At 55.8% G+C, this 13,139-nt stretch carries 6 protein-coding genes; 5 read left to right on the top strand and 1 reads right to left on the bottom strand.

Features of this window, described 5'->3' with window-relative positions; all coding sequences use genetic code 11:
* Window positions 1–4 precede the first annotated feature (4 nt).
* On the top strand, window positions 5–4,630 hold the full coding sequence (locus ACFIO0_RS03935; protein ID WP_390913789.1) for a GH36-type glycosyl hydrolase domain-containing protein: 4,626 nt from the start codon (window positions 5–7) through the stop codon (window positions 4,628–4,630).
* A gap of 1,091 nt (window positions 4,631–5,721) precedes the next feature.
* On the opposite strand, the gene ACFIO0_RS03940 is transcribed toward ACFIO0_RS03935, so the two are convergent.
* Entirely contained in the window at window positions 5,722–6,165 is a 444-nt protein-coding gene (locus ACFIO0_RS03940) for an ion channel (RefSeq protein WP_390913791.1), read from the bottom strand.
* 120 nt (window positions 6,166–6,285) lie between these two features.
* Here ACFIO0_RS03940 and ACFIO0_RS03945 point away from each other — a divergent pair, with 120 nt between their 5' ends.
* Genes ACFIO0_RS03945 through gltS form a run of 4 tightly spaced genes read left to right on the top strand, consistent with a single transcriptional unit; the run spans window position 6,286 to window position 12,852 of the window.
* Window positions 6,286–7,488, top strand: coding sequence for an efflux RND transporter periplasmic adaptor subunit (locus ACFIO0_RS03945; protein ID WP_390913793.1), 1,203 nt, complete (start codon window positions 6,286–6,288; stop codon window positions 7,486–7,488).
* A gap of 4 nt (window positions 7,489–7,492) precedes the next feature.
* Window positions 7,493–10,543, top strand: a complete 3,051-nt coding sequence (locus ACFIO0_RS03950; RefSeq protein ID WP_390913795.1) for an efflux RND transporter permease subunit — start codon at window positions 7,493–7,495, stop codon at window positions 10,541–10,543.
* A gap of 41 nt (window positions 10,544–10,584) precedes the next feature.
* Entirely contained in the window at window positions 10,585–11,640 is a 1,056-nt protein-coding gene (locus tag ACFIO0_RS03955) for an alpha/beta fold hydrolase (protein ID WP_390913797.1), read from the top strand.
* A gap of 3 nt (window positions 11,641–11,643) precedes the next feature.
* Window positions 11,644–12,852 (top strand): sodium/glutamate symporter, encoded by a 1,209-nt coding sequence (gltS, locus tag ACFIO0_RS03960; protein ID WP_390913799.1) that lies wholly within the window; start codon window positions 11,644–11,646, stop codon window positions 12,850–12,852.
* The last annotated feature ends 287 nt before the right edge of the window (window positions 12,853–13,139 follow it).

Below are 13,139 nucleotides of genomic sequence, written 5' to 3' on the forward strand. Positions count from 1 at the left end.
CCTGTTGGCGACAGAGGCGCGTCTGGCCAGCTATTTTGCCATTGCCAAACATGATGCGCCGATCGAGCACTGGTTCTCCTTCAGCCGCCCGATCACCCGACTTCAGGGTAAGCCATCGATCCTGTCGTGGAATGGGTCGATGTTCGAATACCTGATGCCGCCGCTGTTCCTGCCCAGCTACCGCGACACATTGCTGGGAGAGAGTGAGCTGACAGCCGTCGATTTTCAACGCACGTATTGCGCTGAACGCAAGGTGCCTTGGGGGATATCAGAATCCGCATTCGCCACAACGGACATGCGCGGAACCTTTCAATATCGCGCCTTTGGTGTGCCCGGTCTTGGGATACGCCGCGGGCTGACCGATGATCTGGTTATCGCGCCCTATGGATCGGCTTTGGCGCTGTGCGGGTGGCCAGAGGCCGCAGCCGAAAATCTCGCAGAACTTGCGCGGCTTGGTGCGCTGACCAGATACGGGTTTATCGAGGCGCTGGATTTTACGCCTGATCGAAGTGTCGGGACGCGTGACTTTGTCGCGGTCACGACATTTATGGCGCATCACCAAGGCATGGTTCAAACGGCCATCGTCAACGCCCTGCAAGACGATATCATGGTCCATCGGTTTTTGCGCGAACAGACCGTACGTGCCATGGGTCTTTTGTTGCAAGAACGCGTACCGTGGGACGTACCGCTGGAACTTGGGCGTGCGGATGAAGTCTGGGATCATCCCGCCGACACGAACCAAGCACCCGAACTCGCACCGTGGGTGCCGTCGCCGCATCTGGTCGTACCGCAGGTGCATCTGCTGGGGAATGGCCGCATGTCATCCCTGATCACGCAAAGTGGGGGTGGCGGGCTGAGTTTGGATGACACGGGCCTAACACGCTGGCGACCTGATCCTGTTCGCACCGGTGATGGGGTGTGGCTCTATCTTCAGGATGTCGAAAGCGGTGATCTATGGTCGCTGGGGTCTGCACCGACAGGGCGTACAGATGTCGACACCACGTGTGTTTTTCACCAACACATGGCCGAGCTGCTGTGCCGACACGATGGGATTGTCGCACGCATGGACGTGACCGTGGCCCCTTATGATGACGTCGAAATCCGCCGTGTGAGCCTGATAAACGAAAGCGAGGTCGCGCGAACAATCAATGTCACGACCTATGCTGAGGTCACCTTGGCCCCGCCACTGGACGACGAACGGCACCCGGCATTCAGCAAGCTTTTTGTACACAGTGCGTATCTGCCCGACGCGCAGGCACTGGTGTTCACGCGCAGGCCGCGCCGTCCGGAAACGAAGCCGCCGGTGTTGTTGCATAAACTGGTTGCCGGCGACCCGGATGTTGCAGTCACAGCGTGGGACACAGACCGCCGTCAGTTTGTCGGACTCAATCAGACTGCGCGCGCGCCCGAAGGGGTGCAACGTGGTCTTGGCAAGGCGGCAGGGTGGACGCTTGATCCGGTGATGTCTCTTCAGGTGCGGGTATCGCTGAAACCGATGCAAACCAAACAGCTTGTCTTCCTGAGCGTCGCCGCGTCGTCGCGCGGTGCGGCCTTGCAGGTCGCCAAACAATATCCCGTTGCCATGATTGACCGCACCTTTCGCGACGCTTTGCTTGAGGCAGGGCGTACCGTGCGCAAACTTGGGATTGCCCCTGAACATTTGCCCGGGTTGCAGGTGTTGTCATCGTTGCTGGTGCATCCCCACGGAACATACCGCACCATGCAGCCCACAAATGCGGACATGTGGCATGGCCAGCAGGACCTATGGCGTTTCGGGATTTCCGGGGATTATCCGATTTTGTTGCTCAAGCTATCGGATTTGGAAAAAGCGTCGCTTCTGGATATTTTGGTGCGCGGTCACCGGCTTTGGCACCATTCTGGCCTACAGTGTGACTTGGTCATTCTGCGCGACGCGGCCAGCAGCTATGAAGAGCCACTGCGCGAAAAGGTCTTGTCCATCATCAGCGATGCCCAAGCAACGGGAATGTTTGGCATGCGCGGGGGTATTCACCTGCTTGCGGGTGATCAGATGTCGGCAACGATGCGGCGTGGGGTCGAGGCGTCGGCCTGTGTTGTGCTGGAGCATGACAATAAAAGCCTTCGAGAGATGCTCGACAAGGCCTTGGAAACGCAGGACCAGCCCCTGCTTTTTGTGCCGGAACCACATTCGTCGTACATTCCGGTTTCTGCCATCGTCAGGCCCGATAATTTGCAGTTCGATAATGGATATGGCGGTTTTGATCCTGAAAACGGTGATTATCTGATCCATCTTGAAACCGGTATCCACACCCCGGCACCTTGGTGCAACATTCTGGCCAATGACGGTTTCGGCTGCCTTGTCAGCGAGGCTGGATTGGGCATGACATGGGCTGTGAATAGCGGCGAGCACCGTCTGACGCCGTGGTCAAACGATCCGGTTGCCGATGTGCCGAGCGAAGTCTTGTATCTGCGTGACGAGGCCAGTGGCGAAGTCTGGACGACGACGTCGCAGCCGATAGGGATGGGCACAGATTGTCAGATCAGACACGGAACGGGGTTCACCCGTTGGTGTAAGAACAGCCATGGATTAGAGCAGGAGCTTTTGTGCTTTGTGCCGGTGGATGACCCGGTCAAGATTGTTCGGCTGCGCCTGACCAACCCGTCGGATCAGCCCCGCCGGATCACGGCCACCTATTACGCGCAATGGCTGTTGGGTGCACTTGACAGTGCGTCCCGCCCCCATGTCATCAGCCGCTATGACGCAGACCTGAAGGCCATCGTCGGTCGCAACCTTTGGAATGCGGAATTTGCATCGCGCACGGCATTTCTGACAGCAACGCGTGATCCTTATAGCATGACCGGCGATCGGCACGAATTTCTGGGCCGCGAGGGCGATGTGCACAATCCCGAAGGATTGCGACGTTGGGATCTGGGCGGGCGCTTCCCCCAAGGCAGCGACGCTTGCGCGGCCTATCAGGTGCATCTGGATATCCCCGCAGGTGCAGAGACGGAAGTTGTCTTTGTTTTGGGTGAGGTCGCGAAACCGACACAACTGGCCCCGATCGTCGAAGAGTGGCGGAACCCTGAAACAACGGCGCATGCGTTCGAGACTTTGCAGGCCACTTGGGCCAAACGGCTGGGTGCTGTTCAGGTCAAAACCCCTGATACGGCATTCGATCTGATGGTGAACAGGTGGCTGCCCTACCAAAATCTGAGCTGCCGGATTATGGCGCGCGCGGGGTTCTATCAGGCGGGCGGGGCATACGGGTTTCGCGATCAATTGCAGGATGTGCTTGCGTTGCTGTTGACTGATCCTGATCGAACGCGGGCGCAAATTCTTCGGGCGGCACATTACCAGTTTGAACAAGGCGATGTGTTGCACTGGTGGCATCCACCGATGGGGCGCGGTGTGCGCACGCGGTGTTCGGATGACTATGTGTGGTTGGCCTATGTGACGGGCCGCTATGTTCAGGCCACGGGCGATACGGAAATTCTCAATGTCGAAATCCCGTTCCTGAGGGCACCCGACCTGCGCCCCGAAGAACATGACCGCTATGCACTGTTTGATACCGGCGACACAGGAACCCTGTTTGATCATTGCGCCCGCGCGTTGGACAGAATGATGGCTACGGGGTCGCATGGTTTGCCCCTTATGGGCGGCGGTGACTGGAATGACGGCATGGACCGTATTGGTGAAAAAGGGCAGGGCGAAAGCGTCTGGCTTGCTTGGTTTCAGATCGCGACGATCGGCATTTTTGCGCCAATCGCACGGCAGGCCGGGCATATGGACGCCGCAGATCTGTGGCAGGCCAACGTCGATGATCTGGTCAGCGCGCTGGATCTTTATGGATGGGATGGCGACTGGTATCTGCGTGCTTTTGACGATGACGGGATGCCTTGGGGGTCGTCCCGGAACGACGAGTGCCGGATTGATCTGATTGCGCAAGCGTGGTCGGTTCTGTCGGGTCTGCCGCTGGATGACCGCGCCCGTACCGCGATGAAATCGGCGGGCGCGGATCTGGTGGACGAAAAGGCGCGTCTTATCCGGCTTCTTGCGCCACCCTTTGACAAGACGGGCCGTGATCCCGGATATATACAAGCCTACCCGCCCGGCGTGCGGGAAAACGGTGGTCAATACACCCATGCTGCGGCGTGGCTGGGCGCTGCCTACGCTAAGGTCGGAGAGGGTGATCTTGCGCATCGCATCTTCGACATCATCAACCCAATCGCGCGGACCAGCACCCTGCAAGATGCAGATCACTACCGCCGCGAACCCTACGTTCTTGCTGGCGATGTGTCAGGTGTAGGCGCGCAGATCGGTCAGGGGGGGTGGTCGTGGTATACCGGTGCGGCCGGATGGACCTGGCAGTTGGGTGTTTCGGGTATTCTGGGCATACAGCCCGAGGCGGGTGGCGTACGGTTGGACCCTTGCCTACCAAGCAACTGGGGACACGCAGAGATCATACTCGAAAGTGAACACGGTCGGATCGAAATAACGATTAAGGACCCCGACAATATCGGTCATGGTGAGACGCGGATCGTTGCGGACCAGTGCGCGATTGATGGGCTGTCCATTCGATACCCGGGCAAGGGCCGCACATGTCAGGTCGTGGTGACCATAATTGGACCATCAAGGGCCGAGGCGGAATAGGCCGGCAGCGTGAAATGATACGCAGTCACGCCACAAATGAATGTTCGGGACCTGCCAGAAACGCGCCTGTGTTGCGCGGGCCGTTTTCCTGACAGGCTGCTGGCGCGTGATCCAATGGAGGAGTGGATGGAACGAGTAATCTTTTCAAGGGGTCACGTAGATTTCCTGCGCAAGTCACGTGCATCTAATGATGCATAGTGTGCATTCCAATGCGTACCAATCGCAGTTTTTGCACTCATTTCCTGTTTTCTGCTGTGATCCATGAAGCTCACTTCAGCTTGTTTACATCTTCCGAAATCTCCTGACGCAGTGCCGGTCCTTGCCGCCCACTTCTTAGCCAAGCTCTCCTTGTCGAAAGTACGTGACTCCTGATACTTGAAGTTGCGGCGTATGATTTGAGCCAAGTATGACTTGCTTCCGTCTTTGCGGGTCTTTGAACGTATCGTCGCCATGTGTATGACTTTCTCTGGTTTGGTATGACTCCGAGTCATACAGTATGTCGAAACAGGCGAAAATAGGGCAAAATCATATCAAATGCGCCGGAATGAAAGTTGAGTAAATTTCGAAAAAATACAATAAAATCAGATATTAACCGCTCAGCTCGCCTATCCGTTGCGCCCATGATGGATTGGGTCATGACTTCAATTTATACATTATAAAACAATGAGTAGACATTCTGCGAACGTCAATGTTGTAGGTGATGTTGTAAAATCCACCGGAGATTGGGGCGACTGATGGGACGGACAACCACGCAGACTACGTCAAATCAGCGTGACAAGGACTAGCTCAGAATACTTGATGGAGCTCTGGGTTGATGTCCGCTTGCCTGTCGTAAGCGGTCGCTCTTCGTGGTTAGTCGTTGGGTCAGCTATGCGGACAAACCTGACTTTCGACTTTTGGTCTTTGCTAGCGCAGCATCGCTTTGCGTGAGCGGCAAACAATTCACTTTAGCACCGTCTAAGTCGTCGAAGCGGTCATTACCGATGCATAAAAATGCAGTGATGCTAATTGAGCGTTGCTGCACTGATCGCCAATCCGATCAGTAGATTAAATTCGGCAGAATGCCCGAAGCAACAATGGCCGGATCAAGTCTACTCGTCGCCTTCAAAAACATCCGGCAAGACCCGCGATAAAACGCCAATGAGAAAAGCTGTACTGATCCCAAATGTCAATAAGCCTGTGATCGCACAAAAGGTTGCGACGATCCGTGCGTCGGGACCCAAAACAATGTCACCATAGCCCAGCGTCGTATACGTCACCGTGGCGAAGTAGAAGCTCGTTACCAAGTTCGGCAGATCGGTGATCCACAAAAATACCACCGACCACGTCCAGATTTGCAGCGTGTGCGCCGACACAAGCACGAATACGCCGAATAAAAGCAATGCCACCGGCTGCAGGCGCGGCCATCTGGTGGCATCAAACATACCCGCTAGTTTCGGAAAACATGGAATGCTGAATGCGATAGCTCCGATATGTACGAGTGCGCTGAATGTCAGCAGTCCTGTTCCAAGAAGGATTTGTTCGACTGCGCCCATAGTGCGTTCCTCTTTTTTGGTCTAAGATTAGGTCAACACGGATAGAGACACAGACTTTGGTTAGGGGCAATTAATATGATACGAAACGACTTGATTAGAGTTCTCAGCTTGATCGCGGCAATGGTGAGTACCAGCGCACTTGCTCAAGATGCGACCCCGCGCCCTGCCAAGGTAGCTACGGTGGTCGCGTCTGACACCGTTATTTCGCGCAAATACCCCGCCGTTGTGTTGCCGTCGCAAGAGATCGAACTGTCGTTCAAGGTGTCGGGCCAAATCATCGATCTGCCAATACGTGCGGCGTCTAATGTGAGCGTAGGAGACACCATCGCACAGATCGACACGCGCGACTTTGAGAACCAGATTTCTCAACTCCAAAGCAGTCGTGACCAAGCTACAGCACAGCTTGAGGCCCTAAGAGCAGGCGCACGACCCGAAGAAATTGCAGCCCTAGAGGCCGCCGTTGCATCGGCCCAAGCGCAAGTAGAGCAAACAACCGATGCTTTGACACGCGCCGAAGCGTTGCTGGAGCGGGGCGTGGCCACGCGGGCGCAAGTTGAAGGCGCACAGGCAGAAGCGCGAGTAGCACAAGCGAATTTGCGGGCGCAGGAAGAGCAACTGCGGATTGGCGAGATCGGTGGGCGTCCGGAAGAGATTGCAGCGTCTGAGGCGGTTTTGCGCGGGATCGACACCCAGATTAAGGTAGCACGGGACAATTTGTCCGATGCGACACTGACCGCCCCTTTTGATGGCATCATCGCGCGGCGCGATATTGAGAATTTCTCAAACGTATCCGCAGGCCAAAGCATCGCCCTGCTTCAACGGTTGGAAGTTGTGCATTTGGCTTTTGATATTCCAAGCATTGATGTCACCGAACTTACCCGCAATGGACCGGGTAGCATCACCAACATTGCCACCTTTAATTCCTTGCGTGGTCAAGAGTTCGAGACCGAACTCGTAGAGTTTTCTGTGCAGGCCGACAGCGCTACACAAACCTACCGTGGTCGCGTTTCAGTGACTGTACCTGAAGGGGCCGTTATCCTGCCCGGAATGGTTGCGAGCGTTATTTCTTCTACACAAGGATCAGCTGCACAAGTCGCAGCACCTCTTTCCGCCATCGCAGCAGAACCCGATGGGTCACCCTTCGTCTGGTTGGTGTCGGATGATGGCAAAGTCTCTGCACAAAAGGTGTCACTGGGCGAGGCAACTGGCGCAAGCGTCGTCATCAGCGAAGGGTTGTCTGATGGCGATACCATCGTGTCAGCCGGTGTCAGCAAGATAATTGACGGCATGACCATCCGTCCGATCACACGCGTGGGGAACTGATCAGATGGATTTGGCCCGTTTCGCGCTTGAAAAGCGCCTGATTTCCGCTGTTGCGACGGTGCTGATCCTGCTGGCAGGGTATTTCGCCTATACAGCTTTGCCCCGATTTGAAGACCCCGAGTTTGTCATCAGACAAGCCCAGATCGTCACGCCTTACCCCGGTGCATCGGCTGAAGAAGTCGCCGAAGAAGTAAGCGAAGTTGTCGAAAACGCGCTCCAGCAGTTGCAAGGCATTGATGAGGTGCGCTCTGTTTCCGCACCGGGTCTCAGCACGGTCACTGTTGAGTTTACGATTGCCGCAACGCCCAGTTACACTGAGCTGGATCAGGTCTTTGCCAAGATGCGGGCCAAGATATCAGATGCAGGATCGCAACTGCCGCCGAATGCGCTGCCCAGCCAAGTCTATGATGATTTTGGCGATGTCTACGCGCAGTATTATGCGATCACAGGCGAAGGCTTCACCATCACTGACCTTTATGAATACGCCAAGGATTTGCAACGCGAATTGGTCACCGTCGAAGGCGTGTCCAAGGTTGTGTTGAATGGCGTGCAGGACGAAGTGATCTATGTCGAATATGAGCCAGCGCGGCTGACCGAGTTGGGTCTTGCGCCCTCGCAAATCCAGCAGCTGCTCGAAGGGCAGAACCTTGTCACGCCCGCCGGATCAATCGTAGCGGGATTATCCCGTCTTAATGTGCGACCGCAGACCGCTGTGGGCTCGATTGAAGCGATCCAAAACCTGCTGATCACGAACGCGCAAACTGGGACGTCTTTCCGTCTTGGCGACATCACTACGGTCTCGCGTGGCTTGAAAGAACCCAGCAGTTCCTTGCTGTTCCGCAACGGCGAACCTGCCATTGGCCTTGGTATCTCCAATCAGCGCGGCGGCAATGTCGTGAACATGAGCAACGCGGTCAAAGACCGCATTGCCGAACTGTTTGATGAACGCCCCATCGGCATCGACGTGTCGCCGATCTCGGATCAAGGGGCGGCGGTCAAAACATCCGTGGATGACTTTGTCGTCAACGTGGCGCTGGCTTTGGCAATTGTCGTTGGTACGCTTCTGATCTTTATGGGATTGCGATCCGGTATCTTGATGGGGGGCATCTTGCTTGTCACCATCGCAGGAACCCTGTTCGGTATGTACCTATATGGGTTGAACATGCAACGCATCTCGCTGGGTGCGCTAATCATTGCGCTTGGTATGCTCGTCGATAATGCCATCGTTGTGGTTGAGGGCACGCTTGTGCGCGTGCAACGCGGCGAGGATGCGGCCAAGGCATCGCACGCCGTGGTGAAACAAACCATGTGGCCATTGCTTGGTGGGACTGTTGTTGGCATTCTGGCCTTCTCGCCCGTAGGCTTTTCCCCTGACAACACAGGCGAATATGCGGGCAGCCTTTTCTGGACCATCGGCATCGCACTGTTGTTCTCATGGCTCGTCGCGATCTGGCTGACGCCTTATTATTGCACGGTCCTTCTCAAACAGGGAAAGGCGGATGCAGAGCCCAAAGAAAATGCAATCCTCAAGGCGTATCGCTCGTTACTTGCCCTTGCGATCAAGGTGCGCTGGATCACTGTTGGCATCACGGTGGCGCTGTTCGTGTCTGCCATCGCGATGTTCAGTGCGGTGCCTGCAGGGTTCTTCCCTTCCTCGACGCGCGATCAGTTTGTGATCGACTACTTCTTGCCCCAAGGCGCAGACATCACGCGCACCCAAGCGGACCTAACTGAAATCGCTGAACATGCGCGAGGATTGGAAGGCGTGACAGGTACCAACACAGTTGTCGGTGGCGGTCACCTGCGGTTCATGCTGATCTATGAGGCAGAGGGTGGAAACGCCGCGTATGGGCAAATCTTGGTCGATGTTGAGGACTACACCATCATCGACGGGCTACGGACCGATTTGCAGGCCCACATTGATGAGACGTACCCTGAATCCAACACCAAGGTCTGGAAATTTGTTTTGGGCCCAGGTGGCGGTTCCAAGGTTGAGGCACGATTCTTTGGGTCTGATCCGGCGGTTCTGCGGTCACTTGCGGGTCAGGCCAAGACGATCATGTCTGACGCTGGTGCCATCGCTGTCAAAGACGACTGGCGCGAGCAGGTTCAAGTGGTGCGTCCCGTAATAGACATCGAAAACGCACGTCGTTTGGGTCTGACACAAGGAGAGATTTCTAACGCGATTTACAGCCACCTGACAGGCACAACCCTTGGCCTTTATCGCGAACGGGATGAACTGCGCAGCGTCGTGATGCGCCCGGTTGTGGAGGCGCGTAATGACATTGCTCAGTTGCGCGACATCCAAGTCTTTAGTGCGGCCATCGGCGGCTATATCCCGATCAGCCAAGTTGTAGACCGTTTTGATATCGTGTTTGAGGCTGGCAACCTGCGCCGGATCGACAGAGCGTTGGCAATCACTGCACAGTCCGACAACGCACCCGGTGTTCTGTCAGGCGATCTTTTCGACGCCGTCAAAGGCCCCGTTGAAGCCATTCCGCTCCCTTCTGGCTACAGCATGGAATGGAAGGGCGAGTTTGGCAGCAGCCAAGAGGCCAACGCAGGCCTTGCTTCAACTATGCCGCTGGGCTTTGGTGCAATGTTCATCGTGGTATTGTTCCTGTTCAACGCATGGCGGCAGACAATCATCATCTGGTTGGCTGTGCCGCTTGCCCTAATTGGCGTGATCTACGGTCTTGCGGGCACGCAAACCCCGCTTGAGTTCATGGCAATCCTCGGCATCCTGTCGCTAACAGGCATGTTGATCAAAAACGCGATTGTCTTGATTGACGAAACGGACACCCAAATCGCCGATGGCAAGGCGCGTATGGCAGCGGTGGTCGATGCCGCCGTCAGCCGCGTGAGGCCTGTGTCCTTGGGCGTTTTGACCACAGTGCTGGGTGTTGTGCCGCTGTTGTGGGACCCCTTCTTCAAATCCCTCGCGGTGGTGATTATTTGCGGCCTAAGCTTTGCCACTATCCTGACCCTGATTGTTGTCCCAGCACTTTATGCGATCTTCTTTCGCGTAAGCGGCGACGAAACAGCGACCGAATAGGGGCTTGATCAGGGCAGTATGCAACGTGATGCGAGGGTGACATGAAAGCGATACGATTGCCGCTCCTTGGCCTGGCCTTTGCTGCATCCTGCACGCCGGTGCCCGACCGGGTTGCCTTTTCGACGGCGGTCCCATCGGCCAGTTTCCAGAATATTTATGTGACGACTGGACGATTACCAAGCACCGGTGAGGTTGACCTAAAGCAGGACAGAAACGCGAAAACGCGGTTTGTAAAATATGCTGTTTCAATCCCTCCGACCCATGCGCTTGGGCAGATCGAATGGCCAGATGAAACAGTCGACCCCAATACCGACTTTGCCGTCGTTGGCACCGATGATCTTGAAAACAGCACAGGTTTCATCAATCGTATCAAGGCCGAGCGCGATGACGAGGTCGCCATCTTTGTACATGGCTACAACAATACCCCATCCGAGGCGCTTTACCGGTTTGCGCAAATCGGACATGACTTTGAAATCACATCACCGCGCATTTTGTTCGCCTGGCCCTCTGCGGGTAGGGCGACGGGTTATGTCTATGACCGTGATAGCGTGTTGTTTTCGCGCGACCCCTTGGCGGACCTGTTGACCCAGATCAGCAGGACAACGAATAAAGAAATCACATTAATGGCGCATTCAATGGGCGCGCATCTGACGATGGAAGTGCTGCGCCAGCTTGCGATCACCGGCAGGCGGGACGTGCTAGATGATTTACGCGTTGTCGCCTTGTTTGCTCCTGACATCGACCCGGATATCTTTCGCGCGCAGGCAAGGGCCATTGGCACGCTTCCTGATCCGTTCGTCATTATGACAAGTAGTCAAGACCGCGCCCTGAACCTGTCGGCCTTCCTGAACATTGGCCGTCAAAAAGTGGGCGACCTAAGCCGTGCTAAAGACGTGGCTGGCCTCAACATCACACTGTTTGATTTCACAGCACTGGCAGATGGCTCAAACTTTGACCATCTGGTGCCGATGACATCCCCCGCAGCCATCGCAGTCTTGCGCGACTTAGTGCGATCAGACCGCAAAGGGCACCTTGACCTGTCGCAATTCGACATTGGCCCAGACGGCGTCATCCGCGCCCGTGCGCCGCAGGGGTAAGCCATGCCAGAAATCATCATCCCCGCTTTCATCTCCGTCACACTAGGGTTTGTGGTGTTCTTTCTTGGCGTCTTCCTGACGCGCAAAATCACGGTTTTGGGGGACTACAACATCCCAGAGCCTGTCTCTGGGGGCCTCGCCGTCGCGCTGCTGACTTGGGTCTTCTTTGCATTCACGGGGCAGCAAATCACTTTTGACCTTGAGGTACGAGACTATTTGCTGGTGGTGTTTTTCGCCACAATCGGTCTGAACGCACAGATTTCGGACCTGTTCAAAGGCGGGCGATTGCTCGTTTTTCTACTGGGCCTGACCCTCGCCTTCATGGTGCTGCAAAACCTCATCGGGTTGCTCGGTGTGACCCTGTTTGGTCTGCCCTTGGCGACTTCGGTTCTGGTCGGCTCGGCATCGCTCATCGGCGGCCATGGCACCGCCATTGCGTGGGGGCCACAGATCGAAGAGTTGACTGGCTTTGGTGCGGCACCAGAGATGGGCGTGGCCTCGGCAACACTTGGGCTGATCCTTGCGGCTGTGCTTGGCGGGCCGATTGCAAAGCGTTTGATCGACAGGAATAGTCTCACAAGTGATCAGGCCGAAGGACCGATTGTCGGTCTTGAGTTCGAGGACAAAGAAAACCCAGACGACCTGATCAACCACGTGAGCCTGATGCGCGGCATACTGGCAGTACATATCGCGATCCTGTTGGGCTACATTCTGCACCTCGGCATCATTGAGGCCGGTGTGAAACTGCCGCTCTTCGTGCCGTGCCTTTTGGTTGGCATCGCGATGTCCAACACCGTTCCCTATCTCTTCCCCCAGATCGCCTGGCCCGCTCGTACCAAATCCCTCGCGGTGATCTCAGACTATTGCCTCTCCGTATTTTTAGCGATGTCGTTGATGAGCCTCCAACTTTGGACGCTTGCAGAACTGGGTGGCCCGATCTTGGCCGTTCTGGTGCTGCAAGTCATCATGACTGTGGCCTTTATCCTGCTGATCTTCTTCCGCCTGATGGGCAGCAGCTATCAGGGTGCGGTCCTCAGTGCGGGCTTTGCCGGGTTCACCCTTGGGGCGACACCCACGGCTATCGCAAATATGTCATCCGTGACAAAACGCTATGGCCCCGCCCCGTTGGCATTTATCGTGTTGCCGCTGGTTTCGGCGTTCTTCGTTGATCTCGCGAATGCAGTGATAATCCAACTTTTCGTCAGTTTGTAGAACGGGGCATTTGTCACAGGACTAAGTCGGCGGGTTGCTATTCGCTAGGAACGTACCAACTAATACTCATCCACATTTCAACAGAGGAATTACGATTATGAAGTACCTGGCTTTAGTTGCGGCGGCCACGCTCACCTTCGGCAGCAGCTCAGCCTCTGCCCAGTCCTCAAGCGTTCGAGTATCATCGGGACATTTTTGTGCTCTAAACAAATGCGTTCGGTTTTCACGCGATCTGAACTCTGTCTCAATTCAAGGCCGTCGCGCGGTATCAGTTGCGACATACGGTC

This window comes from Pseudosulfitobacter sp. SM2401, assembly GCF_042932805.1.
In the GTDB taxonomy this organism is placed as follows: domain Bacteria; phylum Pseudomonadota; class Alphaproteobacteria; order Rhodobacterales; family Rhodobacteraceae; genus Ascidiaceihabitans.